At 73.7% G+C, this 26,172-nt stretch carries 22 protein-coding genes; 8 read left to right on the top strand and 14 right to left on the bottom strand.

Translation table 11 applies throughout. The annotated features are described in order from the left end of the window. Window positions 1-30 precede the first annotated feature (30 nt). From rsmA to AB0J24_RS20640, 6 genes are all read left to right on the top strand, one after another. Window positions 31-912 carry a 16S rRNA (adenine(1518)-N(6)/adenine(1519)-N(6))-dimethyltransferase RsmA gene (gene rsmA / locus AB0J24_RS20615; RefSeq protein ID WP_358683669.1) on the top strand — a complete coding sequence of 294 codons (882 nt, stop codon included), beginning with the start codon at window positions 31-33 and terminating at the stop codon, window positions 910-912. 61 nt (window positions 913-973) lie between these two features. Further along, the gene (locus AB0J24_RS20620; RefSeq protein WP_358683671.1) at window positions 974-2,494 is read left to right on the top strand and encodes a DHA2 family efflux MFS transporter permease subunit; all 1,521 of its coding nucleotides are present in this window, start codon (window positions 974-976) and stop codon (window positions 2,492-2,494) included. A gap of 63 nt (window positions 2,495-2,557) precedes the next feature. Continuing rightward, complete coding sequence (locus AB0J24_RS20625; protein WP_358683673.1) at window positions 2,558-3,535, top strand: 4-(cytidine 5'-diphospho)-2-C-methyl-D-erythritol kinase; 978 nt, start codon at window positions 2,558-2,560, stop codon at window positions 3,533-3,535. 15 nt (window positions 3,536-3,550) lie between these two features. Continuing rightward, a complete protein-coding gene (locus AB0J24_RS20630) occupies window positions 3,551-5,341 on the top strand; it encodes an ABC-F family ATP-binding cassette domain-containing protein (protein ID WP_358683675.1) in 1,791 nt (596 codons plus the stop codon). A 276-nt stretch (window positions 5,342-5,617) separates the two neighbouring features. After that, entirely contained in the window at window positions 5,618-6,583 is a 966-nt protein-coding gene (locus AB0J24_RS20635) for an ATP-binding cassette domain-containing protein (RefSeq protein WP_358683677.1), read from the top strand. Further along, window positions 6,580-7,410 carry an ABC transporter permease gene (locus tag AB0J24_RS20640; RefSeq protein ID WP_358683679.1) on the top strand — a complete coding sequence of 277 codons (831 nt, stop codon included), beginning with the start codon at window positions 6,580-6,582 and terminating at the stop codon, window positions 7,408-7,410. Before AB0J24_RS20635 ends, AB0J24_RS20640 begins: the two co-directional genes overlap by 4 nt. Here AB0J24_RS20640 and AB0J24_RS20645 read toward each other — a convergent pair. The 3 genes from AB0J24_RS20645 to AB0J24_RS20655 form a co-directional block, all read right to left on the bottom strand. Continuing rightward, entirely contained in the window at window positions 7,385-10,561 is a 3,177-nt protein-coding gene (locus AB0J24_RS20645) for a BTAD domain-containing putative transcriptional regulator (RefSeq protein ID WP_358683681.1), read from the bottom strand. The genes AB0J24_RS20640 and AB0J24_RS20645 overlap by 26 nt on opposite strands. A gap of 125 nt (window positions 10,562-10,686) precedes the next feature. Then, entirely contained in the window at window positions 10,687-11,517 is an 831-nt protein-coding gene (locus AB0J24_RS20650; protein WP_358683683.1) for an LLM class F420-dependent oxidoreductase, read from the bottom strand. A gap of 38 nt (window positions 11,518-11,555) precedes the next feature. Further along, window positions 11,556-12,932 carry a dipeptidase gene (locus AB0J24_RS20655; RefSeq protein WP_358683685.1) on the bottom strand — a complete coding sequence of 459 codons (1,377 nt, stop codon included), beginning with the start codon at window positions 12,930-12,932 and terminating at the stop codon, window positions 11,556-11,558. A gap of 78 nt (window positions 12,933-13,010) precedes the next feature. On the opposite strand from AB0J24_RS20655, the gene AB0J24_RS20660 reads away from it, so the two are divergent. Further along, complete coding sequence (locus AB0J24_RS20660; protein ID WP_358683687.1) at window positions 13,011-14,693, top strand: fatty acyl-AMP ligase; 1,683 nt, start codon at window positions 13,011-13,013, stop codon at window positions 14,691-14,693. A 28-nt stretch (window positions 14,694-14,721) separates the two neighbouring features. Here AB0J24_RS20660 and AB0J24_RS20665 read toward each other — a convergent pair whose 3' ends face one another. The 5 genes from AB0J24_RS20665 to glmU all read right to left on the bottom strand — a co-directional run bounded on the left by AB0J24_RS20665 (window position 14,722) and on the right by glmU (window position 19,774). Continuing rightward, window positions 14,722-15,615, bottom strand: coding sequence for a DMT family transporter (locus AB0J24_RS20665; protein WP_358683689.1), 894 nt, complete (start codon window positions 15,613-15,615; stop codon window positions 14,722-14,724). 88 nt (window positions 15,616-15,703) lie between these two features. Beyond that, window positions 15,704-16,297 carry an aminoacyl-tRNA hydrolase gene (gene pth, locus AB0J24_RS20670; protein ID WP_358683691.1) on the bottom strand — a complete coding sequence of 198 codons (594 nt, stop codon included), beginning with the start codon at window positions 16,295-16,297 and terminating at the stop codon, window positions 15,704-15,706. Further along, window positions 16,294-16,986, bottom strand: coding sequence for a 50S ribosomal protein L25/general stress protein Ctc (locus AB0J24_RS20675; RefSeq protein WP_358683693.1), 693 nt, complete (start codon window positions 16,984-16,986; stop codon window positions 16,294-16,296). Before AB0J24_RS20675 ends, pth begins: the two co-directional genes overlap by 4 nt. A gap of 218 nt (window positions 16,987-17,204) precedes the next feature. Then, window positions 17,205-18,185, bottom strand: a complete 981-nt coding sequence (locus tag AB0J24_RS20680) for a ribose-phosphate diphosphokinase (RefSeq protein ID WP_358683695.1) — start codon at window positions 18,183-18,185, stop codon at window positions 17,205-17,207. Beyond that, on the bottom strand, window positions 18,182-19,774 hold the full coding sequence (glmU, locus tag AB0J24_RS20685) for a bifunctional UDP-N-acetylglucosamine diphosphorylase/glucosamine-1-phosphate N-acetyltransferase GlmU (protein ID WP_358683697.1): 1,593 nt from the start codon (window positions 19,772-19,774) through the stop codon (window positions 18,182-18,184). Before glmU ends, AB0J24_RS20680 begins: the two co-directional genes overlap by 4 nt. Before the next feature lie 340 nt (window positions 19,775-20,114). On the opposite strand from glmU, the gene AB0J24_RS20690 reads away from it, so the two are divergent. Further along, the gene (locus tag AB0J24_RS20690; RefSeq protein ID WP_358683699.1) at window positions 20,115-20,558 is read left to right on the top strand and encodes an OsmC family protein; all 444 of its coding nucleotides are present in this window, start codon (window positions 20,115-20,117) and stop codon (window positions 20,556-20,558) included. 123 nt (window positions 20,559-20,681) lie between these two features. Here the strand turns inward: AB0J24_RS20690 and AB0J24_RS20695 are convergent, their stop codons facing one another. The 6 genes from AB0J24_RS20695 to AB0J24_RS20720 form a co-directional block, all read right to left on the bottom strand. Then, on the bottom strand, window positions 20,682-21,626 hold the full coding sequence (locus AB0J24_RS20695; RefSeq protein ID WP_358683701.1) for an alpha/beta hydrolase: 945 nt from the start codon (window positions 21,624-21,626) through the stop codon (window positions 20,682-20,684). Window positions 21,627-21,706: 80 nt separating this feature from the next. After that, window positions 21,707-23,422, bottom strand: a complete 1,716-nt coding sequence (locus AB0J24_RS20700) for an NAD(P)/FAD-dependent oxidoreductase (RefSeq protein ID WP_358683703.1) — start codon at window positions 23,420-23,422, stop codon at window positions 21,707-21,709. A gap of 286 nt (window positions 23,423-23,708) precedes the next feature. Continuing rightward, window positions 23,709-23,990 carry a DUF4287 domain-containing protein gene (locus tag AB0J24_RS20705; RefSeq protein ID WP_358683705.1) on the bottom strand — a complete coding sequence of 94 codons (282 nt, stop codon included), beginning with the start codon at window positions 23,988-23,990 and terminating at the stop codon, window positions 23,709-23,711. 75 nt (window positions 23,991-24,065) lie between these two features. After that, window positions 24,066-24,497 (bottom strand): protein-tyrosine phosphatase family protein, encoded by a 432-nt coding sequence (locus AB0J24_RS20710; RefSeq protein ID WP_358683737.1) that lies wholly within the window; start codon window positions 24,495-24,497, stop codon window positions 24,066-24,068. Window positions 24,498-24,571: 74 nt separating this feature from the next. Then, window positions 24,572-25,438 (bottom strand): AraC family transcriptional regulator, encoded by an 867-nt coding sequence (locus AB0J24_RS20715; protein WP_358683707.1) that lies wholly within the window; start codon window positions 25,436-25,438, stop codon window positions 24,572-24,574. A 102-nt stretch (window positions 25,439-25,540) separates the two neighbouring features. Beyond that, window positions 25,541-26,128, bottom strand: coding sequence for a TetR/AcrR family transcriptional regulator (locus AB0J24_RS20720; protein ID WP_358683709.1), 588 nt, complete (start codon window positions 26,126-26,128; stop codon window positions 25,541-25,543). Between the last annotated feature and the right edge of the window lie 44 nt (window positions 26,129-26,172).

Consider the following 26,172-nt stretch of genomic DNA (forward strand, 5'->3'; position numbering starts at 1 on the left):
GGCCCGCGGGCGCCCCGTGACAATGGGGCCGTGAGCGACCACGGGACCGTCCGGCTGCTGGGCCCCGCCGACGTCCGCGTGCTGGCCGAGCGGCTCGGCCTGCGGCCCACCAAGAAGCTCGGCCAGAACTTCGTGCACGACGGCAACACGGTCCGGCGGATCGTGAAGGTGGCCGGTGTCGGCCCGGCGGACGTCGTGCTGGAGGTCGGCCCCGGCCTGGGCTCGCTGACCCTGGCGCTGCTCCCGGTCGTCTCCCGGGTGCACGCGGTCGAGATCGACCCGGTGCTCGCCGGGGAGCTCACCGGCACCGTCGCCGAACGCGCGCCCGGTCTCGCGGACCGGCTCACCGTCACCACCGCGGACGCGCTGCGGGTCACGGCCGCCGAGCTGGCCGCCGACGCGGGCCCCGGCGCTGCCGCTCCGACCGCGATCGTCGCGAACCTGCCGTACAACGTCGCCGTCCCGGTCCTGCTGCACCTGCTCGCCGAGCTGCCCGGTATCGAGCGCGGGCTGGTCATGGTGCAGGCCGAGGTCGCCGACCGGCTCGCCGCGCGGCCGGGTTCGAAGGAGTACGGCGCGCCCAGCGCCAAGCTCGCCTGGTACGCCGACGCGCGCCGGGCCGGGCCGGTGCCGCGAGCGGTGTTCTGGCCGGTGCCCGGCGTCGACTCGGGCCTGCTCGGGTTCGTCCGGCAGGATCCGCCCGCAGGCGCCGACCGGGCCGCGACCTTCGCGGTGATCGAGGCCGCGTTCGCCCAGCGGCGCAAGGCGCTGCGCGGGGCGCTCGCCGGCTGGGCCGGGTCGCCGGCTTCCGCCGAGGAAGCCCTGCGGGTGGCCGGCATCGACCCGGTGACCCGGGCCGAGCGGCTCTCGGTGGCCGACTTCGCCGCCGTCGCCGCCGCGCGGCCGGTCTGATCGGGAGCGGCGTGGTCGGCCCCGTCGCAGCGGGCCGGTGCCCCGGGCGCATCATGGTCGGGTGACGAGGGCACGCGACGCGGTCGTGAGCGAGGACGGGACGAGTCCGTGGCCGGCGCTCTGGGCGCTCGTCATCGGGTTCTTCATGATTCTCGTCGACGCGACGATCGTCACGGTGGCGACACCGGCGCTGCTCGCCGCGTTCGGCACCGACGTCAACACCGTGGTCTGGGTGACGAGCGCCTACCTGCTCGCCTACGCCGTTCCGTTGCTGGTCACCGGCCGGCTCGGTGACCGGTTCGGGCCGAAGAACGTCTACCTGGCCGGGCTCACCGTGTTCACGCTGGCGTCGCTGTGGTGCGGGCTGACCGCGACGATCGGGGAGCTGATCGTCGCTCGCGTCGCGCAGGGGCTCGGGGCGGCGTTGATGACCCCGCAGACGATGGCCGTGATCACCCGGACCTTCCCGGCGGCTCAGCGTGGCCGGGCGATGAGCCTGTGGGGAGCCGTGGCGGGCGTCGCGACGCTCGCGGGCCCGGTGCTCGGCGGCGTCCTGGTCGGCGGGCTCGGCTGGGAGTGGATCTTCTTCGTGAACGTGCCGTTCGGCGTCCTCGCGTTCGTCGCCGTCTGGTACCTGGTTCCTGCTCTGCAGACCTCCTCCCGGAGGTTCGACCTGGTCGGCGTCGTGCTGTCGGCGACCGGTGTGTTCCTGTTGGTGTTCGGCATCCAGGAGGGCCAGCGCTACGACTGGGGGCCGATCGTCGGCCCGGTCCCGGTGTGGACGCTGATCGTCGCCGGTGCCGCGGTGCTGGTGGTCTTCGTGTGGTGGCAGTCCCGCACCCGGGCCGAGCCGCTGGTGGCGCTGGCGCTGTTCCGGGACCGCAACTTCTCGCTCGCCAACATCGCGATCTGCACGGTCGGCTTCGCGACCACCGCGCAGGGCTTCCCGCTGATGATCTACGCCCAGAACGTCCGCGGGTTCTCACCGAGCGAGGCGGCGCTGCTGCTGGTGCCGCTCGCCGTGCTCTCCGGTGCGCTCGCACCGTGGACCGGCCGGTTGACCGACCGGATCCATCCGCGGCTGATCGGCGGCTTCGGCATGGCGACGTTCGTCATCGGGCTGCTCTGGCTGGCCGCGGTGATGACCCCGGACACCCCGGTCTGGCAGCTGCTGTTGCCGATCTCGCTGCTCGGCATCTCCAGCTCGTGCGTGTGGGCGCCGATCTCGACCAGTGCGACCCGCAACCTGCCCATGGCACAGGCCGGGTCGGGATCCGGCGTCTACAACACCACCCGGCAGGTCGGTGCGGTGCTGGGCAGCGCAAGCATCGCCGTGTTGATGGAGGCACGGATCGCGGCCCTCGTACCGGGGCTGGCCCTCAGCCCGGACGCCGCGGCCGCGGCCGGTTCGCTCCCCGACCAGGCGCGCGAACCGTTCGCGACGGCGATGGCCCAGTCCGTCCTGCTGCCCGCGGCGGTAGTGGCGGTCGGACTCGTCGCGGTGCTGTGCTTCGCCAGGCCGCAGCACCTGCGCGCCCGCCCGGCAGCCGCTGCGGGCGGGGGCGAGCCGGCCCGGCGGTGAGCCGGGCCACCCCTCGCCCCCGGGTGGCGGCACGCCGCCCGGCGCTGCCCGTAGGGTTGAACGGTGCTGTCCGCCGTGCCGCGACCGGTCACCGTCCGGGTCCCCGCGAAGATCAACCTGCACCTCGCCGTGGGCGGGGTGCGGCCGGACGGATTCCACGACCTGGTCACCGTGTTCCACGCGGTGAGCCTGTTCGACGAGGTGTCGGTCGAGCCGGCGGAGGAGCCCGCCCTGGACGTGCACGGCGACGGTGTCGCCGAGGTCCCGCTGGACGCCACCAACCTGGCCTGGCGCGCCGTCGAGCTGCTGGCCCAGCACGCCGGCCGCGAACCGGACGTCCGGGTCACCCTGCGGAAGGGGATCCCGGTCGCCGGCGGGATGGCGGGCGGCTCCGCCGACGCCGCGGGTGCGCTGGTCGCGTTGTCCACCCTGTGGCGGCTGGACCTGGGCCGCGACGACCTGTCCGGGCTCGCTGCGGAGCTCGGCTCGGACGTCACGTTCGGCCTGCACGGCGGCACCGCGCTCGGCACCGGCCGCGGTGAGCAGGTCATCCCGGTGCTGGCCCGGCATCGGCTGCACTGGGTGATCGCGCTGGCCCGCGGTGGATTGTCCACCCCGGCGGTGTTCGCGGAGCTGGACCGGCTGCGCGCAGGCGCCGAGCCGCCGGTGCGCCCGGTCGAGCCGGTGCTGGAGGCGCTCGCCGGCGGCGACCCGCGCCAGCTCGCCCTGAACCTGGGCAACGACCTGCAGGCCGCCGCCGTCTCGATGGCGCCGGACCTGCGTCGCACGCTGCGCGCGGGGGTGAACGCAGGGGCGATCGCCGGGCTGGTCTCCGGATCGGGGCCGACCTGCGCGTTCCTCTGCGCGGACGCCGACTGCGCGGTCGAGGTCGCCACCGAGCTGGCCGGGATGGGCGTGTGCCGCACCGTCCGCGTCGCCCACGGCCCGGTCGGTGGCGCGCGGGTGATCGACGAACACGAGCCCCCGCCGGGGCGCGGCGGACCGACCGGATCCGGCAGCTGGCCGCCGGCACGTGCCTGAGGGCCGGAGGAACTGATGCCCGAGAACCTGCTCAACCTGGAGAACGTCACCGCGCACGTGCCCGGTGACGCCTCACGGATCCTGCTCGACTCCGTGTCGCTGGGGGTGGAACGCGGCGAGCGGATCGGCGTCGTCGGCCTCAACGGCGGCGGCAAGACCACCCTGCTCGATGTGCTCACCGGGGAACGCCCGACCGAGGGCGGCCGGGTCTCCCGGCTCGGTGGCCTGCGGATGGCGCACCTGGCCCAGCGCGACCGCTTCCCGGCCGGGTCGACCGTCCGTGACATCGTGCTGGAGCACTACGGTGCCGACCACGAGTGGGCGTCCGACCCGCGGGTGCGCGACGTGCTGGACGGCCTGGGGATCACCGACGTGGAGCGGCCCACCGACGGGCTCTCCGGCGGTGAGAAGCGGCGGGTCGCGCTGGCCGCGGCACTCGTCGGTGAACTCGACCTGGTGGTGCTCGACGAGCCGACGAACCACCTCGACGTCGAGGGCATCGCCTGGCTGGCGAACCATCTGATCACCCGCCGGATCGCACTCGTCGTCGTCACGCACGACCGCTGGTTCCTCGACACCGTCTGCACCCGCACCTGGGAGGTCGCGAACGGGAAGGTCGAGTCCTACCTGGGGGGATACGCCGACTGGGTCTACGCCCGGGCCGAGCGGTCCCGGCAGGCCGACGCCGCCGAACAGCGCCGCCGCAACCTCGCCCGCAAGGAACTGGCCTGGCTGCGGCGGGGCCCGCCCGCCCGCACGTCCAAGCCGCGGTACCGGATCGAGGCCGCGGAGGCGCTGATCGCCGACGTCCCGGCGCCGCGCAACACCGTCGAACTGATGCAGTTCGCCACCAACCGGCTCGGCCGCACCGTGCTGGAGCTGGAGGACGCCACGGTCGAGATCGCCGGCCGCACGTTGCTGGACCGGGTGACGTGGCGGCTCGGCCCGGGGGACCGGGTCGGCATCGTCGGGATCAACGGGTCCGGCAAGACGACGCTGTTGCGCGCGCTGAGCGGAGAGCGCGAGCTCGACGCCGGACGCCGGGTGCAGGGCAGCACGGTGAAGCTGGCGCAGCTGACCCAGGAACTCGTCGATCTGCCGGCCGAGATGCGGGTGCTGGAGGCGACCGAGGCCGTCGCCAAGTACGTGCGGTTCGGCAAGCAGGAGATGACGGCGTCGCAGGTGCTGGAGCAGCTGGGGTTCCCCGCCGCCCGGCAGTGGACCCCGGTCGGGCGGCTCTCCGGTGGTGAGCGTCGCCGGCTGCAGCTGACCCGGTTGCTGATGGACGAACCGAACGTGCTGCTGCTCGACGAGCCGACGAACGACCTCGACGTCGACACCCTGGCCGGCCTGGAGGACCTGCTCGACGGCTGGCCGGGCACGCTGGTCGTCGTCAGCCACGACCGGTACCTCACCGAGCGGGTCTGCGATCAGGTGCTCGCGCTGTTCGGCGACGGGAAGCTCACCCATCTGCCCGGTGGGATCGGCGAGTACATGGCGCGCCGAGCTGCCGCCGGCCCGGCCGGGGCGGCCCCCACCGCACCGGCGACCGCGCGGCCCCCGGCGGCGAGTGCTCCCAAGGTCGACGCGGCCGCGCAGCGGACCGCCCGCAAGGACGCGCAACGCCTCGAACGGCGGATGGAGCAGCTCACGAAGCGTGAGGAGCGGCTGCACGGGCAGCTGGCGGAGGCGGCCACCGACCCGGACCGGTTGATGGAGCTCGATCGCGAGCTCAAGGCGGTCGTCGCGGAGCGGGAGACGGTCGAGATCGAATGGCTCGAGGCCGCCGAACGCGCCGAGGGATAGGGCGTTTCTCCTACCTCGGTAGGAGGAGCGGGGGTTGGAGATCAGTAGTTCGACCGATCCGGAGGCTGCGGGGGCCCCGATACCGTCGGACGGGTCACGGCGGGCTGGGGAGCGTCGTCGTGACGGGGGGAGCGGTTCGGTTCCGCCGCCGCCGTCGGGGGGTGGCGGTGGAGCCGGGCCGATCGACCGTGCCGGGCCGCGCCCGGTCGGCGTCGCACCCGAGCCGTGCCAGCCCGGTGCCAGGATCATGTCAGGGTCCGGGAGCATGGTGGAGGTATGAACGCTCCACCGCCCGCCATCGAGGTCGACGGGCTCGTCCGCACGTTCGGCGACGTCCGCGCCGTCGACGGCATCTCCTTCACCGCGCGTCCCGGCCAGGTCCTCGGCCTGCTCGGGCCGAACGGCTCCGGCAAGACCACCACCGTCCGGATGTTGGCCACCCTGTTGCCGCCGACGGCGGGCCGGGCCACCGTCCTCGGGCACGACGTGACGGCGGACCCGGCAGGCGTCCGTCGCCGGATCGGGCTCACCGGGCAGTACGCCGCTGTCGACGAGGCGCTGACCGGCCGTGACAACCTGGTGCTCATCGCGCGCCTGCTGGATCTCCCCGGCCGCGCTGCGCGCGCCCGCGCCGACGAGCTGATCGACCGGTTCGGGCTCACCGAGGCCGCCGGGCGCCGGGTCCGTACCTACTCCGGTGGTATGCGCCGCCGGCTGGACCTCGCGGCCAGCCTGGTCGGCGACCCGGAGGTGCTGTTCCTCGACGAGCCGACCACCGGGCTCGACCCGCGGCACCGCAACGAGGTCTGGGATGCCGTCCGCTGGCTCGCCGGTGAGGGCGTCACCGTCCTGCTCACCACCCAGTACCTGGAGGAGGCCGACCAGCTCGCACACGATCTCGTCGTCCTCGACCGCGGGCGGGTGATCGCGGCCGGAACGGCGGCCGAGCTGAAGTCGCAGACCGGGGGGCAGCTGCTGCACGTACGTCCGGTCCGGCCGGACGACGCACCGCAGGTCGCCGCGATCGTCGCGGCCGAGACCGGTGCGGAGCCCTCGATCGAACTCTCCGGTGAGGTCGGGGCCCCCGCCGGAGAGCCGGGCGCCCTCGCGCGCACCGACGCCCGGCTGGCCGAGGCGGGGATCGCGGTCGCCGAGATCGGGCTCCGGCTGCCCAGCCTGGACGACGTCTTCCTCACCCTCACCGGCCAGCAGCCCGGCAGCACCGACGGAGAGCCCACGTGACCGCCACCCTGACCGACCGGCCGTCGCCGAGCGGACCCGCCGCACCGATCGCCACCCGCCGCAGCTGGGTGCCCGCCCCGGTGCGGCACAGCGCCGCGCTCGCCCGCCGCGGACTGATCAAGACGATCCGCTCGCCCGAGGCGCTGTTGGACGTCACGCTCCAGCCGATCGTGTTCCTGCTGCTGTTCGTCTACGTGTTCGGCGGCGCGATCGCCGGGAGCAGCGACGACTACCTCCAGTACGCGCTGCCCGGCGTGCTGCTGCAGACCGTCGTGTTCGCCTCCGCCGGGACCGGTGTCGGGTTGGCCGAGGACCTCAAGACCGGGATCTTCGACCGGTTCCGGAGCCTGCCGATCTCCCGGGCGGCACCGCTGGTCGGAGCGGTCGGCGCCGATCTCGTCCGCTACATCACCTCCGGTGTGATCATGCTGGCCTTCGGGTTCGTGCTCGGCTACCGGACATCGGCCGGGCCGCTCGCGGTGCTGGCTGCGTTCGGCCTGGTCGTGCTGTTCGCCTTCGCCATGTGCTGGATCTTCACCGCGCTCGGCGTGGTGGTCCGCGAACCGCGGTCGGTGCAGGGCATCGGCGCGATGATCATGCTGCCGCTGACATTCGCCAGCTCGGTGTTCGTCCCGGTGGAGACCATGCCGGGCTGGCTGCGGCCGTTCGCGGAGGTGAACCCGGTCAGCCGGTGCGCGGACGCGGTCCGGGCCCTGCTGGACGGTGAGCCCGCCGGTTCGGCGGTCACCGCCTCGCTGGTCGCCTCGGCGGTCGTCGTCGCCGTCTTCGCCCCGCTGGCGGTCAGCCTGTACCGGCGACGGACCTGAGGTCATGGGCCCGCAGCGGCCGGGGCGCGACGTCGCGGCCCGCGGCCCGGCCGCGGTCGATCGCCGTCTGCGCACCGTCCTGGCCGAGAGCGGCGACGACGGCGTCGCGGGCCGCGACGACCTCGGGGTCGCCCAGGTGCAGGGTGCCCCGCCGGGCGATCGCGATCCCGAGCAGCTCGCCGGCCCGCTTCGGGTCACCGGTGGCGACCGCCCAGCGGGCCGACGCCTCGGCGACCATGCCGAGCACCGGGCCGTCGTTGCTCTCCATGGCCGCGTCCGCGGCGCCGTCGAGCAGCTCCCGGGCGGCGTCCGACCGGCCGAGGTCCAGCTCGGCGGCCGCCGCGAACAGGTGCAGCAGGGCCACCCGCTGCATCCGGCCGGTGCCGGGCCCGGTGGCGTGCCACGTCTCGTCGAGCAGGGCTCGGGCGTGCGCCGGCCGGCCGAGTCGCCGCTCGACCTCGGCGCGACCCCAGTCCAGCCAGCCCACGGGGCGCTGGTGGGGATGCTCACGGAGGTGGTCCTCGGCGAGCTTCAGCTGTTCGCGTGCCCCGGCCTCGTCACCGCGCCGGGCGGCGAGGCCGGCGAGCTGCATCCGGTAGTGCGGAAGGTCGTCGAGGTTGCCCAGCTCCGCGATCAGCGCGATCGACTCGGTCCAGGCGGCACAGGCGGCCTCACCGTTGCCGGCGAGATCCTCCAGCTCGCCGAGCGCCGCCACGGTCTGCCCGAGACCGAACCGGTCACCGACCGAGCGGAACAGCGGATGCGCGACCCGCAGGTAGGCGCGCTGCTCGTCGAGATCCCCCTCGTACTCGGCGTGTACCGACGCCAGGAACGCGGCCGCGCCGCGCAACCACGGCGACTCACCCCCGGTCACCAGGGCACCCAGCTCGGTGGGGTCGCCGACGCTGAACGCCCGCGCCACCGGCCCGGCGAGCACGACGGCCGGGTGCCGCGGGTGCGGTAGCCCCGGCAGCGCCGACTCGACGGCGTCGACCTCGGCGATCGCACCCTCACCGGCGACGTACCCGGCGAGCAGCAGCGCCCGGATCGCCCGGTTCGTGGGGACCGCGGGCACATCCTCCGGTGGGTCGAGCCCGGCCACCAGGTCGGACCAGTGGAGCAGCGCGATGCTCTCACCGCGGATCATCCAGCTCCACGCCACCGCCGCGAGCAGCCGGTGCGCATGCACCGGGCGAGGGTCGGTGACGGCCCGGTCGAGCGCCCGGAACGCCTCGCCCTCCACCCGGCGCAGCACCGCCAGCGTGTCGAGCTGGGCGCGGGTCCGCAGCCCGGGCTCACCGGGTTCGAGCACCGCCAGCAACCAGTCGGCGTGCGCCCGCACCATCCGCCCGTACTCCCCGGAACCACCGGAGGGGCCGGGGCCGCCCGACTCGGCCAGCCGGGCGGCCGCATAGTCCCGGATCGTCTCCAGCATCCGGTACCGGGTGGGCCCGCCGCCGGGATCCTGGGTCGCCACGACCAGGGACTTCTCGACCAGCGCGGCCAGCAGACCGAGCGGGTCGCCGTCGAGCCCGGCACCACCGCAGACCGCTTCGACGGCGGGCGCGTCGACCGGCCCGGCGAACACACCGAACCGCACGGCCAGGGTGCGCTCGGCGGTCCCGAGCAGGTCCCAGCTCCAGTCGACGACCGCGCGCAGCGTCTGATGCCGGGGCAGCACCGTCCGGCTCCCGGTCACCAGCAGCCGGAACCGGTCGGCCAGCCGGTCGGCGATCTCGCGGGCGCTCAGCATCCGGGCCCGGGCCGCGGCCAGCTCGATCGGCAGCGGCTGCCCGTCGAGCCTGCGGCAGATCTCGACGACGGTCATGGGGTCGGCGGCGAACCCGGGCGCGACCGCCGCCGCCCGGTCGGTGAACAACCGTGCGGCCTGGTCGTCGTCGAGGGCGCCGAGCGGGTGCAGCACCTCCCCGGGCACCCCCAGCGGTTCCCGGCTCGTGGCGAGCACCGTCAGCCCCGGCACCGTGCCGAGCAGCTCGTGCACCAGCGCCGCCACGGAGTCGATCAGGTGCTCGCAGTTGTCGAGGACCAGCAGCAGGTCCCGGCCGGCCAGCGCGGTGTGCAACCGGCTCACAGTGTCGGGCCCGGTGCGGTCGCCGAGGGTGAGATCGGGACCGCCGACGGCGTGCAGCACGGTCGCCGCCAGCTGCTCCGGCCCGGCGAGCGGCGCCAGCTCGGCCACCTCCACCGACCGGTCCAGATCGCGCACCACCTCCGAGACGATCCGGGTCTTCCCGGCCCCGCCCGGCCCGGTCACGGTGACCAGCCGGGCGCTCGTGACGAGGGAACGCAACCGGGCGAGATCGTCCTCCCGGCCCACGAACGAGGTCAGCGCGGGTGCCCGGTGTCGCGGGGTGCCCGCCGCCCCGGCGCGGGGGGCCGGCGCGGTGACCCGGCCGTTCCCGGCGGGCGCGTCGTGTAACAGTTCGGTGCGGGCGGCCCGCAGCTGCGGGCCCGGGTCGACGCCCAGCTCGTCGGCGAGTGCGGAACGGGTGCGGTCCAGCACGGCGATGGCGTCAGCGCGGTTCCCGGTGGCGTGCAGCACCCTGGCGAGTGCGACCGCGGAGGTCTCCCGCATCGGCTGCTCGGCCAGCACCTCGGTGAGGACGGCGCACAGGCCGGCGGGGACCGGCGTCCCGTCGCCCAGCGTGCGGCGGGCCAGGTCCTCGGCCGTCACGGCGCGGGCCTCGGCCAGCCGCGCCGCCGCCGGGCCGACGAAGGCGAGCTCACGCAGGTCGGCGAGTGCGGGGCCGGACCACAGCCCGAGCGCCTGCTCCAGGAGGGACCGGGCCCGGTCCCGGTCCGGTTCGGTCGCGGCCTCCCGCCGCAGCCGGTCGAACCGCAGCACGTCGACCCCGTCGGGCCCGACGTCGAGCCGGTAGCCCCCCGGTGCCGACACGACCCGGTCCGCACCCAGTGAGCGTCGCAACCGGGACACCAGCGACTGCAACGCGTTCGCCGTCGCCGGCGGCGTCTCACCCCAGAGGGCGTCGACCAGGGTGGCGGCGTCGACCGGGCGGCCGGCATCCAGGGCCAGCCGGGCCAGCAGTCCACGCAACAGCGGGCCGGCGGGGAGCAGCTCGGCACCGGACCCGTCGGTCGCGGACATCGTGCCCAGCAGCCGGATCTCCATCGGGGCCCATTCTGCCCGGAAGGTGCGAGGCGCCGCCGGTCGCGGTGGCGCGCCGCGACCCCGCCGTCGGGCACCGTGTCCGGCTCCACGCGGGGAGGCGCGGACCGCGCCGGTGCCCGGCGGGATCAGCGGAAGCGCTGCGCCACCTGCGCGAGCTCGTCCAGCTCCGTGAGGGTGTCGGGTTCGGGCCGGGTCGGCAGCAGGAACGTCACCCGCTCGACCCCCGCCTCGGCGTAACCGGCGACCAGATCGGGGTCGGCCGGCGCGGCGAACACGGTGGTCGGCACGTCGGGTTTCCCGCGTCCGGCGAGCTCGTCGCGGATCCGGCGGATCTCCTCGACGGGCAGTCGCGCCCGCGGCAGCCAACCGTCGCCGACCTTGACCAGCCGGTTCAGCGCCGCCTCGCTCTCCCCACCCAGGTAGATCGGCGGGTACGGGCTGCGTTCCGGTTTCGGCCAGCAGAACGACCGCTCGATCGACACGTGCTCGCCGTGGAACTCGGCTTCGTCCTGGGTCCACAGGGTGATCAGCGCGCGCAGCTGCTCGGTCATCAACGGACCGCGGACCGACGGGTCCACCCCGTGGTTGCGCATCTCCTCCCGGTTCCAGCCGGCGCCGACACCGAACAGCAGGCGCCCGCCGGAGACGAGGTCCAGGCTGGCCGCCGACTTCGCGGTGTGGATGACGTCGCGCTGCGGGAGCAGGACGATCCCGGTGCCGAGCAGTAGTTCGGTCGTCGTCGCGGCCATCGCGGTCAGCGCGACGAACGGGTCGAGCGTGCGGTGGTAGACGCGCGGCAGCTCGCCGCCGCCCGGGTACGGCGACTCGCGGCTGGTCGGGATGTGCGAGTGCTCCGCGACGAAGACCGAGTCGAACCCGCGCTCCTCCACCGCGCGGCCCAGCGGCCCGGGCCGGATGCCCTCGTCGGTCACGAACGTGGCGATGCCGAACTTCATGGGACCCGTATACCCGTTCCGGTCGGAACCGGCGGTGCTCACCCGTTCGTGGCGAGCCGCTGCAGGAACAGCGCCTCGGCCAGTACGCCGCGGCCGAACATTCCCAGGTCCAGGCTCTCGTCGATGCCGTGCCACCGGCTCGCCGGGTCACCGACACCGGTGACCAGCACCGCGGCCCCGGGGAAGGTGCGCGCGAACTCGGCGATGAACGGGATCGAACCGCCGATGCCGGTCTCCACCGCGGAGTTGCCGTAGGCCGAGGAGAACGCGGCCCGCGCGTGGTCGTACACCTCGCCGGTCGTGGACAGGGCGAACGGCTCGGCGACCCCGGTCCCGGGGGTGACCGTGACGTGCGCACCCCAGGGCACGTTCCGCTCCAGGTGCGCGGCGAGCGCCTGCTGCGCCTGCGCGGTGTCCTCACCGGGGGCGAGCCGCATGCTCACCATCGCCCGGGCCCGCGGGAGCAACACGTTCGACGCCTCGGCGACCCGCGGTGCGTCGATGCCGAGCACCGAGACGGCGGGCTTGACGTACGTCCGCTCCGGGATGCTGCCGGAGCCGATCAGCTCGACGCCGTCGAGGAGGCCCGCGTCGGCGCGGTAGGTCGCCTCGTCCGGGTCGGGTGCGTCCGAGCTGCCGTGCACCAGGCCCGGCACCGCGACCTCACCCTTGTCGTCGTGCAGCGTGGCCAGGGTCCGGCAGAGCGCGGTGAGCGCGTCGCCGATCGGGCCGCCGTACACCCCGGAATGCACCGGGCGTTCCAGCATCGAGACCTCCACGACCACGTCGACCAGTCCGCGCAGGCTGGTGGTCAGCGCGGGGACGTCGACGGCAGGGTTGGCGGCGTCGGCGATCACGATGACGTCTGCGGCGAGGCTCTCCCGGTGCTCGGCGAGCAGCGCGGTCAGCGTCGGCGAACCGGACTCCTCCTCGCCCTCGATGAACAGCACCACCCCGACCGGGGGCGTGCCGCCGAGTTCACCGAAGGCGCGCAGCACCGCCAGGTGGGTCATCACACCGGCCTTGTCGTCGGCGGCGCCACGGCCGTAGAGCCGGCCGTCGCGCTCGCGCGGCTCGAACGGTGGCGTCGTCCAGTGCTCGTCGCCGCCGGTGGGCTGGACGTCGTGGTGGGCGTAGAGCATGACGGTCGGCGCACCCACCGGGCCCGGCCAGTGCGCGACGACGGCCGGCGCGCCACCCTCGGCGGCGATCACCTTCACCTCGGCGGCGCCGGCGTCGCGGGCCAGCGCGGCGACCGCGTCGGCGCAGCGGCGGGTGTCCTCGGCGTGGGCCGGATCGGCCCAGATGCTGGGGATGCGGACCAGGGCCTCCAGATCGGTACGTGCCCCGGGCAGGACGGCCGTGACGGCGTCGGCGAGTTCGGCAGGAGGGGCGCTGATCTGCTGATCCGTCATGGCCCCTGATGCTACGCGCGGTCCACCGGTCACCGATCCCGGCCGCGCGCCACGCCGGTCGTCGCTAGTGTCGGGTGCATGTCCCGATTCCTGGCGACGTTGCTGGAGTCCGCGACCGGTCCCGACCGGGATGCCCGCGGGATGACCACCGGGGAGCCGCGCGAGCCGGTGCGGCGCAGCTGGGCGCAGGTGCACCGGGAGGCCCGGGCCCGCGCCGAGGCGCTGCGCAGGCCCGGAGCCGACGGCGAGCCCGCCCTCCCGTCCGGTGGTGCGGTCGGGGTGCTGGCCGGCGAGCCGGCGACGATCGCCCCGGTCGCGCAGGCGGTGTGGCTGCGCGGTGGCAGCGTGACGATGCTGCACCAGCCGACCCCGCGGACCGATCTCGCGGAGTGGGCGGCGGACACCGTCGCCACGCTCAAGATGATCGACGCCTCGATGGTGCTGCTCGGGGCGCCCTTCGACGGCCTGGCCCCGGTGCTGATGGAACAGGGCATCCCGTTCCGCACCCTGGACTCGCTGGACGGTGACCCGGACGCGTTCGTCCCCGACGCCGGCGTCGCCGACGAGGGCGACACCGCGCTGCTCCAGCTGACCAGCGGTTCGACCGCGGCGCCCAAGGCCGTCCGGATCACCCACGCGAACCTGCACGCGAACATCGGCTCGATGGTCACCGCGTCGGAACTCGACGTCGCCTCCGACCGGATGGTGTCGTGGCTGCCGCTGTTCCACGACATGGGGATGGTCGGCTTCCTGACCGTGCCGATGACGGTCGGGCTGGACCTGGTCACGGTCACCCCGGTCGACTTCCTCGGCCGGCCGCGGCTGTGGGCGGAGCTGATCTCGAAGTACCGGGGCACCGTGACCGCGGCACCGAACTTCGCCTATGCGGTGCTGGCCCGCCAGCTCGCCCGGGTCGACGACGGGGAGCTGGACCTGTCGTCGCTGCGGATCGCGTTGAACGGCGCCGAGCCGGTCGATCCGGCGGCGGTCGCCGCGTTCACCGAGGCCGGAGCCCGGTTCGGGTTGCGCCCTGAGTCGGTGCTGTGCGCCTACGGGATGGCCGAGACGGCGCTCGGGGTGTCGTTCGCCCCGGTGCACACCGGCCTGACGGTGGACCGGGTGGACGCCGAGGCGCTGGAGACCCGGCGGCGTGCCGAACCCGCGTCGGGCGGGCCGGCCCGGGAGTTCCCCGAGCTCGGGCCGCCGCTGCCCGGGATCGAGGTGCGGGTGGTCGGTTCCGGCGGCCGGGTGCTCGGCCCGCGTGAGGTCGGCGTGCTGCACCTGCGCGGGGAGGCGGTGACGCCCGGCTATCTCACCGTCGACGGGCCACGCTCCACACAGGACGGCGACGGTTGGTTCGACACCGGCGACGAGGGCTACCTGACCCCGGAAGGTGCCGTCGTGGTCTGCGGCCGGACCAAGGACGTGATCATCATGGGCGGGCGCAACATCTACCCGACCGACATCGAGCGGGCCGCGGGCGCGGCCGAGGGGGTGCGGGCCGGGAACGTCGTCGCCGTGCGGCTGGCCGCGGGGCCGGACCGCCGTCGCGAGTCGTTCGCGGTCGCGGTCGAGGCGAAGGGCGCCGACAGCCCCGAGGCGGTGAAGGCGATCCGTGACGACGTGGTGCGCCGGGTGGTGTCCGCGGTCGGGGTGCGCCCGGCCGAGGTGGCGGTGCTGGCTCCCGGGACCCTGCCGAAGACGCCCTCGGGCAAGCTGCGTCGCGCCGCGACCGCCGACCTGCTCGGCACCGCGGGCTGATCCCGTCGGAGCCGGCCCGCCGTGGCACTCAGCCGGGGCGGCGCCGCAGGTGCGGTGCGTTGGTGAGAACCACCCCGGCGATGACCACCAGGCCGCCGACGACCTGCGCCGCGGTGTAGGGGTCGCCCACGGCGATCGTGAAGGCGGCGGTGAAGACGGTGATCAGGTTGAGGAACACCCCGGCGCTCCCGGCCGGCAGGACGAGCAGGGCCCGGGTCCACAACAGATAGGACAGGACCGACGGGAACACCACGATGAACAGCAGCGAGCCGATCGAGGCCGGGTCGTCGGGCAGGGTGAGGCCGGTCAGGATCCCGAACGGGGCGAGCAGGAGCACCGCGAACGCGGCCTGCGCGGCGGTCGAGGCGATCGGTGGCAGCTGCGGAACGCGGCGGCCGACGATCGCGTAGCCGGTCCAGGCGGTGATCGCGCCCAGCATGAGCAGCTCGCCCGGCCCGAAACCGGTCCGGAACACGCTCGCCGGGTCGCCGTCGGTGACGACGACCAGCACGCCGACCAGCGCGACGAGGATCCCGGTCGTCGCGAGCGGCGTCAGGCGTTCGCGCAGGAAGACCGCCCCGGCGAGGGCGATCAACGCCGGGTTGAAGGCGTTGATCAACGAGGCGTTGAAGGCCGTGGTGGATTCGAGGGCGGCGTAGAGGAACCCGGTGTAGGCGAGCAGCCCGAACAGCGACAGCACCAGCAGCCACGGCCAGGCGGCGAGCACCCGCCGCCAGTCCGGGCGCTCGATCAGCTGCGCGAGCGCCACCAGCAGCGGGAGCGCCAGCACCCACCGGAGCAGCGTGAGGCTGAACGGGTCGATGCTGCGGACCGCCTCGGCGCCGACGATGTAGTTGCCCGCCCAGAACAACGTCGCGCCGAGCAGCGAACCGGCGGCGCCGACCAGCGCGGGACGAGCCATGTGCGCGACGGACCCTTCTGGGGCGGACGTGCCCCCGCACCCGCGACGGCCCGGCCCGGACGGCGTCCAGACCCCGGCCGGGCGCGGGTCAGCCGGACAGCGGGTGGAAGCGGTTCTGCGCCGCCTCCAGCCCGTCGGCCAGCAGCGCCTCGGCGGCGTCGGCGGCCAGGTCGACCCCGAGATCGAGTTCGCGCTTCTCGGCGGCCGAGAACCGCTTCAGGACGTAGTCGGCCGGGTCCTGCCGGCCGGGCGGCCGCCCGATGCCGAACCGCACGCGCAGGTAGTCCCTCGTCCCGAGCGAGCGGCTGATCGAGCGCAGGCCGTTGTGCCCGCCCTCGCCACCGCCGCGCTTGAGGCGCACGACACCGAAGTCGAGATCCAGCTCGTCGTGCACGACGATCACGTCGGTCACCGGTACCGAGAAGTACTGCACGAGCCCGGCGACCGGGCCGCCCGAGAGGTTCATGTAGGTCCGCGGCACGGCCACGGTCACCGGTCGCCCGGCGAGGCGGCCCTGGGCCAGATCGGAGTTCGTCCGCTTGTGCACGGAGAACCGGCCCGCGCCGGTCCGCGCCGCCAGCAGGGCGGCGACGCGGGTGCCGACGTTGTGCCGGGTCTCGGCGTAGTCCGGGCCCGGGTTACCGAGCCCGACGACCAGTGCGGGACCCGGCACAGGGCTCACTTGGAGTCGTCGGAGCCGGCCTCGGCCGACCCGTCCGAGCCCTCGGAGGGCTCTCCGGCCGATCCGGCGGCCTGCTCCTCGTCGGACGGCTCCTCGACCACGCCGGCACCCTCGGTGTCGACCTCGGCCTCCAGGTCCTCCTCGGTCGGGGCCGGGACGACCTGCACGACCAGGTACTCCTCGTCGGTCCGCAGCTCGACGCCGTCGGGCAGGCGCAGGTCCTTCGCGAAGTACTGGGTGCCGATCTCGGCGTCGGCGACGGAGATCTCGATGTTCTCCGGGATGTTCAGCACGTCGGCCTCGACCAGGACGGTGTTGAGGTCCTGGGTGACCAGCGAACCGGGGGCGGCGTCACCGGTGACGACGACGTCGAGCTCGACCTCGACCTTCTCGCCACGCTTGATGACGAGCAGGTCGACGTGCTCGATGTAGGGCCGCAGCGGGTGCACGACCACGGTCTTGGTCAGTGCGAGCTGCGGCTTGCTGCCGGCCACGTCGAGTTCGAGCACCGCGTTGCGGCCCTGCTCACGGACGACCGCGGCGAACTCCAGCGACGGCAGCGACAGGTGCACCGGGTCGGTGCCGTGCCCGTAGAGGACGGCGGGGATCTTGCCGGCGCGGCGTGTGCGGCGGGCGGCGCCCTTGCCGAACTCGGTCCGGTTCTCGGCGGGAATGCGTGTCTGGGCCACGGGAGTGCTCCTCGGTTCTTGCGGCGTTCTGCGCGGGGACAGGCGTGCGCGCGGCGAGGAGCCGACCGGGATCGGCCCACGTCGATCACGGCGGGTCAGCGTGCACCCGCCCTCGCCGCGGAGATGGGGAGGAGTCTACGGCACCACTGCACTACACCCTGCGGGGCCCACCCGCAACGCCTCGGTGGGGCGCACTGCAGGGAGTCGGCGTGATCGGTTCAGGCGTTGCCGTCGAACAGGCTGGTGACCGAGCCGTCCTCGAAGACCTGGTGGATCGCCTCGGCCAGCAGCGGGGCGATCGGGAGCACCGTCATCTGGCCGAAGCGCTTCTCGTCCGGGATCGGCAGCGTGTCGGTGAAGATGACCTCCTCGGCACCGCAGTCCGCGAGCCGCTGGGTGGCCGGCCCGGACAGCACGCCGTGGGTGGCGGCGACCAGCACCTTCGCGGCGCCCTGCTGGAGGAGCACCTCGACGGCCTTCGCGACGGTGCCACCGGTGTCGATCATGTCGTCGATGACGACGCAGCAGCGGCCCTCGATGTCACCGACGACCCGGTTGGCGACGGCCTCGTTCGGCTTGAGCGGGTCGCGGGTCTTGTGGATGAACGCCAGCGGGGTACCGCCCAGGGTGTCCGCCCAGCGCTCGGCGAGCCGGACCCGGCCGGAGTCGGGGGAGACCACCGCGAAGTTCTCGCCCGGGCGGGTGTTCTTGATGTGTTGGGCCAGCACCGGCAGGGCGAACAGGTGGTCCACCGGGCCGTCGAAGAAGCCCTGGATCTGCGAGGTGTGCAGGTCGACGGTGAGGATCCGGTCGGCGCCCGCGGTCTTGAACATGTCGGCGACCAGGCGGGCCGAGATGGGCTCCCGCCCGCGGTGCTTCTTGTCCTGCCGGGCATAGCCCCAGAACGGCATGACGGCCGTGATCCGCTTGGCCGAGCCGCGCTTGAGCGCGTCGACCATGATCAGCTGCTCCATGATCGCGTCGTTGATCGGGGCGGAGTGCGCCTGGATCACGAACGCGTCGCTGCCGCGGACGGACTCCTCGAAGCGGCAGAAGATCTCGCCGTTGGCGAAGGAGTACGCCGACTGCGGGGTGACCGTGACGTCGAGCTCCTTGGCCACGTGCTCGGCCAGCTCCGGGTGCGCCCGTCCGGAGAAGAGCATCATGTTCTTCTTCGGGGTACCTGCGATCGCGCTCACCGTGCGGTGCCTCCTCGGCTGAGGTCTCTGCTGTCGTCGCCGGACGAGCCGGCCTGGTGCTGGACGTCGGGTGACGCGGTCGTGCCGTTCCCGGACGGGCCGCTCCCCGCCCGGGCGGCCGCCTCGGCGGCCGGGGTGCCCGGACGCTTGCGGGTCACCCACCCCTCGATGGTGCGCTGTGTCCCACCCGATACCGCGAGCGCCCCCGGCGGGACGTCGGAGCGCAGCACGGTCCCGGCGCCGGTGTAGGCGCCGTCCCCGACCGTGACGGGAGCGATGAACATGGTGTCGGAGCCGGTCCGGACGTGCGAACCGATCGTCGTCCGCTGCTTGCGGACCCCGTCGTAGTTGACGAACACCGAGGAGGCCCCGATGTTGCTCATCTCGCCGATCGAGGCGTCGCCGACGTAGGTCAGGTGCGGGACCTTGCTGCCCGCACCGATGTCGGAGTTCTTCACCTCGACGAAGGTGCCGATCTTGCCGCCGGCGCCGAGCCGGGCGCCGGGGCGCAGGTAGGCGAACGGCCCGACCGAGCCGCCCGGCCCGATCTCGGCGCCCGCACCGTGCGTGCGGACGACCGTCGCACCGGGCCCGACCGCGCAGTCGGTGAGCGTGGAGTCGGGGCCGATCTCGGCACCCTCGCCGACGGTGCAGGCACCGTGCAGCTGGGTACCCGGGTGCAGGACGACGTCGGTGCCCAGCCGCACCTGGACGTCGACCCAGGTGGTGGCCGGGTCGACGACGGTGACGCCCTCGACCATCCAGTGCCGCAGCACCCGGCGGTTCATCTCGGCGCGCAGCTCGGCGAGCTGCACCCGGTCGTTCACCCCGCGCAGCAGCCACTCGTCGGCACAGCGCACCGCGTGCACGGCCCGGCCGGCGGCGACGGCCGCTCCGACCAGGTCGGTCAGGTAGAGCTCCTGCTGGGCGTTGTGCGCCGCGAGACCGTTGATCCCGGACCGCAGGAAAGCGGCGTCGAAGGCGTAGACACCGGAGTTGACCTCGGTGATCGCACGCTGGGCGTCGGTGGCGTCGGCGTGCTCGACGATCGCGGTCACCGGCCGCGCCGGGTCGGCGTCGTCGCGCACGATCCGGCCGTACCCGGTGGGGTCCTCGGGATCGCAGGTGAGCAGGGTGACCGCGGCGCCGGCCCGCTCGTGCTCGCCGACCAGCGCGGTGAGCGTCGCGGTGTCGAGCAGCGGGACGTCGCCGTAGGTGACCAGGACGGTCCCGTCCAGATCGGCCGGCAACGCGGCGAGGCCGGCGCGGACCGCGTCCCCGGTGCCGAGCCGGTTCTCCTGCACGGCGGCGGTGACGGCGCGGCCGAGCTCGCCGGCGACGGCGTCGACGGCCTCGGTGACCCGCTCGCGCTCGTGCCCGACGACGACCACCAGATGCTCCGGTGGCACGCCCGCCACCGCGTGCAGTGCGTGTCCCAGCATGCTGCGGCCGCCGAGCCGGTGCAGCACCTTCGGCGTCGCCGAGCGCATCCGGGAACCCGCCCCGGCGGCCAGGACCACGGCCGCGGCAGCGCCGGGTGCGGTCGGGTCGGTTCGGTCGCCGGTGCCGCCCTGGTGGGCATCGGGCATGTTCGGTTCCTCCTGCTGGGGTTCCCGCCGCCGGTCGGGCGGCTCGTGCCCCGGCCGCCTCGCGGATGGTCGGTCGCTCGTGGTGCAACGGCCCCCCGTGCCGGTACGGAATCGTACGGGGCCGGTCGGGACGGGTCCCGGCCCGCCGTTCCGGTGTCGGGCCGGGCAGCTCCGGCGCAGGTCGGGCGATGGCCCGGCGACCGGGGCGGGATCCACGGGGTGAACCGCTCGACGCCCGCCCGGCGCCTTTCGGCGCGGCGGGGAACGGTCGAGGAGTCGTGCGCCTCAGGATCGGGTTGACCGGTCGCGTACAACCGATTCCGATCCGCCTGGAGGCATCATGCCCACCCGCAGCGCCCGCACCGCCTGGAACGGCACTCTCGAGCAGGGCTCGGGGCAGGTCGAGCTCAGCAGTTCGAAGGTCGGCACCTACGAGGTCAGCTTCCCGAAGCGTGCCGCGGACGACGCCGGCGGTGTCACCTCGCCGGAGGAGCTGATCGCGGCCGCGCACTCGGCCTGCTACGCGATGCAGCTCTCGGCGAACATCGGCCAGGCGGGCGGAACGCCGGAGTCGCTCGACGTCTCCGCCGACGTCTCGCTCGGTCCGGACGAGGCGAACGGTGGATTCAAGCTCACCGGCATCACCTTGACCGTGCGTGGCGAGGTCACCGGGCTGGACGAGGACGGCTTCCGGGAGGCCGCCGAGGCCGCCAAGGCCGGCTGCCCGGTCTCGAAGGCGCTCGCCGGTGTCGAGATCACACTGGATGCCGCGCTGGAGAGCTGAGCGGGCGGACGACCGGCCGGGTGCCGGTGCGGGTGCGGGTGCCCGCGACGGTGCCCCCGGCTCCCGCCCCCGCGTGCCGCACCCGGGCCGGAGTCCCGGCCCGGGTGCGACCGGCCTTGCGGGTTACCCGGGGACCCCGGGGCGCTCGTAGGCCGCCCGGAACGCCGCGGCCAGGTCATCGATCATGCCGGCGCCGCTGGGTGTCGCCCCGAGCGTCCAGGCGAACCCGTGCAGCATCCCGTCGTAACGCTTCGCGGTCACCTCGTTGCCCGCCGCCCGCAGCTGCGCCACGTAGGCCTCGCCCTCGTCACGCAGTGGATCGAACTCCGCGGTGGCGACGAAGGCGGGCGGGAGTCCGCTGAGGTCCTCGGCGCGGGCCGGGCAGGCGTAGGGATCCTGGCCGAGGTCCTGCGCTCCGAGGTAGTGCGCCCAGAACCACTGCATGGATCCCTTCGTGAGCAGGTACCCCTCCCCGTTGTCCCGGTAGGACTCGGTGCCGAAGCTGAAGTCGGTCACCGGGTAGATGAGCAGCTGCGCGGCGAGCCGGGGGCCGCCGCGGTCGCGGGCGGCGATCGCCACCGCGGCGGCGAGGTTGGCGCCGGCACTGTCCCCGCAGGTGGCGATCCGCTCGGGATCACCACCCAGTTCGGCGGCGTGCTCGGCGACCCATGCGGTGGCGGCGTAGCTGTCGTCGAACGCGGCCGGGTAGACGTGCTCGGGTGCGAGGCGGTAGTCCACCGAGACGACGACCGCGCCGGTGCGTGCCGCGATCCTGCGGACCGGGTTGTCGCAGACCTCGAGGTCGCCGATCACCCAGCCGCCCCCGTGGAAGTAGACGATCACCGGTTTCGGCCCGTCACCGGCCGGGGTGTAGATGCGGACCGGAATCTCCCCGGCCGGGCCGGGGATCGTCCGGTCCTGGGTGTCCATCGACTCGGGCTCGCCCTGGAGGTCGATGAACCCCAGGGCGGCCTGACGTGCCTGAGGGACGGTCATGTGCTCGAACGGTGGCATACCTGCCGCCTCCAGGGCGGCGAGCAGCTGCTGGGCTTCGGGGTGGAGTGGCACGGGAGTTCTCCGATCGGAGGTCGTGGGCGGGTGTGGCCGGGCCGGTGCCGGGTGCGGGGCGCACCCGGCACCGGCCGGGATCAGGAGACCGCTGCGAGCGCCTCGTTGAAGGCGGTCCGTGGGACGCCGGTGTAGGTCCCGGACGGGACGCCGTCGGCGGTGCCGAGGGCGAAGCCGTCGTAGTCCCGGGCCGCGACCGCGTCGCAGACCAGGCGGTAGGTGCCGACCCCGCCGACGTAGGGGTAGAGGTTGCGGGGTTTCCCGGGGATGTTCGCGCCGACCCACCACGAGTTCGCCCGCGGCAGCAGCGTGGTCTCGGTGACCTCGTTGTGGTGGGCCACCCAGTCGTCCTCGGCCTCGGGCAGTGGTTCGATCGTGTCGAACCCGTTGTCCCGCAAGTACCTCAGGCATGCGGTGATCCAGTCCACATGCTGTTCGATGGACACCGGCATGTTGCTCAGCACCGAGGGGCTCTGCGGGCCGGTGATCATGAAGAGGTTGGGGAACCCGTGGGTGGCGATCCCCAGGTAGGTGCGGGGCCCCTCGGACCACTTCTCCTGCAGACCGGTGCCGCCGCGGCCGCGGATGCCGAGGCGGAACAGGCTGCCGGTCATCGCGTCGAAACCGGTGGCGTAGACGATGACGTCCACCTCGATCTCGGCGTCCGCGGTCCGGATGCCGGACGGGGTGATCTCCTGGATCGGTGCGTTCCGGACGTCGACGAGGGTCACGTTCTCCCGGTTGAACGTCTCGTAGTAGCCGTTCTCCAGCGGCGGGCGCTTGGTGAAGAACGGGTGGTCGCGCGGGGTGAGCAGCTCGGCCACCTTCGGGTCGCGCACCCGCTCGCGGATCCGCTCGCGGACGAACTCGGCCGCGGTCTCGTTCGCGTCCTCGTCCATGAGCAGGTCGTTGAACGTGGTGCCGAGGCGGAAGCCCCCGCGTTCCCAGGCCTCCTGGTAGATCTGCCGGCGTTCCTGCTCCGAGACGGCGAGCGCGGAGCGGTCGGCGGTGTGATACGGGAAGCCGAACCCGGTCTCCCGGGTGTTCTGCCAGATCTCGCGGTACCGCTCCTTGATCTTGCGGCCGTCCTCGGCGTCCATCGGCCGGTTGCCCCCGGCGATGTCGTAGTTCGCGGTGCGCTGCAGCACGTAGAGCTGTTCGGCCTGTTCGGCGATCTCCGGAACCGCCTGCACCGCCGTCGCTCCGGTGCCGATGACCGCGACCCGCTTGCCGGTGAAGTCGACACCGTCGTGCGGCCACAGGCCGGTGTGATAGGTCTCGCCGCGGAAGTCGTCGCGGCCCGGGAAGTCCGGGACGTTCGTCGAGGAGAGGCAGCCCACGGCGGTGATCAGGAACCGGGTCGTGACCGTCCCGCCGTCGTCGGTACGGACCGACCACCGACCGGTCTGCTCGTCGTACTCGGCGGCGACCACCCGGGTGTTGAACCGGATGTCGCGACGGAGATCGAACCGGTCGGCGACGTGCCGCAGGTAGTCGAGGATCTCCGGTTGGCCGGCGAAACGTTCGGTCCAGGTCCATTCCTGGAGCAGGTCCTCGGAGAGCCGGTCGGAGAAGCTGTAGAAGTAGCTCTCCGAGTCGCACCGGGCGCCCGGGTACCGGTTCCAGTACCACGTGCCGCCCACGTCGTCCGCCGCCTCGAACACCCGTGCGGTGAGGCCGAGGGTGTCGCGCAGGCGGTGCAGCATGTACAGCCCCGAGAATCCCGCGCCGATGACGACGGCGTCGAACTCGTCGCGCGCGGTCGCACCGTTGCGGCCGTGTGGGGTCTCTGCCATGGAAGCGCTCCTGTCGGTCGTCGTTGACCCGAAACCGAACCCCGTGCCGGCCCGACCGGCACGCGGGCTCAGTCGTTAGTGATACTTACCACATTTCGCTCCGAAAGTGGTCGTTCCGGTGGCTCCGCCCCCGGGTGCCGGTCGCCGACGACCCGGACGGCGCAGCGCGCCGTGCCCGCGATCGATCGATCTGCCGCCCGGTGCCGCACCCCTGGGCTCACCGGGACGGCGACGGCCTACCGGGGGTGTGGTGTCGCCGCCGCGCTGATCCTGCGGGACCCGCGGGTCAACGGTTCGCGATGCCGTCGAGGCGCAGCTGAGCCGACTCGTCGCGGTGGGTGCCGGTCGTCCCGACGTGCTTGTCGCTGATGGCGGCGCCGTTGCGCACCACGTGGGCCAGCGCCATCGCATGCCCGCGGCCGAGGTCGTACTCCGCCTTCAGCCAGGCGACGATGTCCCCGGCCTTCGTCGCCGGGCCGAAGCCCCGCGCGGTCGCCTCGGCGACCAGCTCGGCCGGGATCTTCCCGGTCTTCTTCTCGATCGCGTCGAGGTAGGCCTGGAACGACATGGGCGTGTCCGATCTGTCGGGTGTTCTCGACGGTTGGACCGCCGGCCGGGGCCCGGCTCATCTATGACGACCGTCTCAGATCCGGAAGCGCCGTACGAACCGCTTCTGCCACGGGGTCTCGACCGCCCGTGGCGAGTAGTGGCGCCGCACGAAGTCGACCGCGTCGCGGGGCGGGACACCGTCGAGGACGGCGAGGCAGGCGAGTGCCGTGCCGGTGCGGCCGGAACCGCCGGCGCAGGCCACTTCCACGCGCTCCGCACCGGCCCGGTCGCGGACCTCGTGCAGGCCCGCCGTGAACCCGGCCCGGTCGCGGGGCAGCAGGAAGTCCGGCCAGCGGACCCAGCGGTACGGCCAGGCGGTGGGCCCGGGCGCGCGACCGAGGAGGTAGAGCCCGAAGCGGGGGGCCGGCCCGTCGGGGAGCGGGCGGCGCAGTGCACGGCCGCGGACCAGCACCCCGGAGGGCAGACGCAGCACCCCGGGCGCGTCCTCGGCCCAGGTGTCCGGCATGGTCGGCCCGCCTCCCCGGGGATCGTCGTCGCCGGGCCCAGGATCGTGGTCCGCGGCCGTGTCGTCCATCGGGATCAGGGCGTGGGACGGACGGCGAGCCAGAGCTCGACGTCGGCCCGTGTGCCCTCCTCGTCGTGGTAGACCGCGCCGACCAGGGACGGCGCCGGCACCAGCTCGTACGGGTTCGCGGGCAGCCACTCGGCCCCGACGGCCCGCCAGAGCGTCTCCAGCGCCTCCGGGAACGGCCCGGACGCGGTGAACGACGCCCAGGTGTGCGCCGGTACCTCGAGCACGTCGAGCCCGTCGGGGGCGGGACGGCCGGTGACGGCGCCGATGTAGCAGTCGGCCTCGGAGCCCTCGGCGGGTCCGCTCCCGTCGGCGTCGTCCCACACCGTCACGGCGCCGTGGGGCTCCTGGTCGGAGAGCTCCTCGAACAGCTCCCAGTCGGAGTCGGGCAGCGCCCGGACGAACCGGTCGACCTCGGCGTTGACGCCCTGGAACGCGACGGTGGCGCGCACCCGGCGGCCGGCCACGCGGAAGGCAGGCTTCTCGACGATCTTGTAGCGCATGTCGGTTCTCCCGTCGACGGTGAGGTGGAAGGCCAGCCGGGGTTGTGACACCAGGACGGCGTCCGGGCGCCGTGCCTGCTCGGGGCCGATCCCGTGCACGCCGCGGAACGCCCGGGAGAACGCGTCGGCCGAGGAGTAGCCGAAGCGCACGGCGATGTCCTGCACGGCCTCGCCACCCGCCCGCACGGCGCAGGCGGCGACGGTCATCCGCCGCCGGCGGACGTACTCCGACAGCAGCATCCCGGCGAGCACCGAGAACACCCGGCGCAGCTGGTACTCCGACGTCGCCGCCACCGCGGCGACCTCACGGACGTCGAACTCGCGGTCGAGGCGCTCCTCGATCGCGTCCATCGCGTGGTTCCACAGTTCCATGTCCACTCCCTGGGGCCCTTCCGGTGCGGGCTCCAGTGTGGAGAGCGGCGGTCGGTGATCTCCGACCTTCGGTGCCCGGGATGGTCGGAGCCGCTCGGCGCGTCATCGCTCGGCCGACTGTTCCGATGCGTCCGGTGGCAGCAGCGATTCGGCGAACCCGCGGGCGACCCGGAACGGTTCCGCACTCCGCTCGATCCCGGACGTGACGACGGCCCCTTCGAGCAGGAGCATCAGTCGCGCGGGGAGCTCGGGACCGGGCTCGCACAGCAGGTCGACCTGCCGGGCGAGGTAGCCGCGCACCGCGCTCTTGTGGTGCCGCACGACCTCGCGCGCCGGATCGTCCGGCCGGGGCAGCTCGGCGGCCGCGTTGACGAACGCGCAGCCCCGGAACCGGTCGCGGGCGGACCAGGCCTCGTAGGCGTCGAACACCGCGAGCACCCGCTCACGGGGCGAGTCGATCGAGGCCGTGATCCGGTCGATCTCCGCCTGCCAGAGCCGATCACGTTCACGCAGGTAGGAGACGACCAGCTGCGCCTTGGAACCGAAGTTCGAGTACAGGGCGGTCTTCGTGACACCGGCCTCGGCGGCGATCGTGTCGACCCCGACGGCGTGGATGCCCTCCCGGTAGAAGAGCCGGTGCGCCGTCTCCAACACCTTCGACCCGGCACCGCCCCGTGCAGTGCGCGCCATCACAACCTCCTGCGTACTGGCCGGTCCACCTGGCGAGTATCGAG

It is taken from the genome of Pseudonocardia sp. NPDC049635 (genome assembly GCF_040659795.1).
In the GTDB taxonomy this organism is placed as follows: domain Bacteria; phylum Actinomycetota; class Actinomycetes; order Mycobacteriales; family Pseudonocardiaceae; genus Pseudonocardia.

Coding starts and splice junctions, on each gene's coding strand:
- AB0J24_RS20630 (WP_358683675.1), top strand. CDS start 3,551: ATGCCCGAGAACCTGCTCAACCTGGAGAACGTCACCGCGCACGTGCCC.
- AB0J24_RS20635 (WP_358683677.1), top strand. CDS start 5,618: ATGAACGCTCCACCGCCCGCCATCGAGGTCGACGGGCTCGTCCGCACG.
- AB0J24_RS20645 (WP_358683681.1), bottom strand. CDS start 10,561: ATGGAGATCCGGCTGCTGGGCACGATGTCCGCGACCGACGGGTCCGGT.
- AB0J24_RS20650 (WP_358683683.1), bottom strand. CDS start 11,517: ATGAAGTTCGGCATCGCCACGTTCGTGACCGACGAGGGCATCCGGCCC.
- AB0J24_RS20655 (WP_358683685.1), bottom strand. CDS start 12,932: ATGACGGATCAGCAGATCAGCGCCCCTCCTGCCGAACTCGCCGACGCC.
- AB0J24_RS20660 (WP_358683687.1), top strand. CDS start 13,011: ATGTCCCGATTCCTGGCGACGTTGCTGGAGTCCGCGACCGGTCCCGAC.
- AB0J24_RS20665 (WP_358683689.1), bottom strand. CDS start 15,615: ATGGCTCGTCCCGCGCTGGTCGGCGCCGCCGGTTCGCTGCTCGGCGCG.
- glmU (WP_358683697.1), bottom strand. CDS start 19,774: ATGCCCGATGCCCACCAGGGCGGCACCGGCGACCGAACCGACCCGACC.
- AB0J24_RS20690 (WP_358683699.1), top strand. CDS start 20,115: ATGCCCACCCGCAGCGCCCGCACCGCCTGGAACGGCACTCTCGAGCAG.
- AB0J24_RS20700 (WP_358683703.1), bottom strand. CDS start 23,422: ATGGCAGAGACCCCACACGGCCGCAACGGTGCGACCGCGCGCGACGAG.
- AB0J24_RS20705 (WP_358683705.1), bottom strand. CDS start 23,990: ATGTCGTTCCAGGCCTACCTCGACGCGATCGAGAAGAAGACCGGGAAG.
- AB0J24_RS20710 (WP_358683737.1), bottom strand. CDS start 24,497: ATGCCGGACACCTGGGCCGAGGACGCGCCCGGGGTGCTGCGTCTGCCC.
- AB0J24_RS20715 (WP_358683707.1), bottom strand. CDS start 25,438: ATGGAACTGTGGAACCACGCGATGGACGCGATCGAGGAGCGCCTCGAC.
- AB0J24_RS20720 (WP_358683709.1), bottom strand. CDS start 26,128: ATGGCGCGCACTGCACGGGGCGGTGCCGGGTCGAAGGTGTTGGAGACG.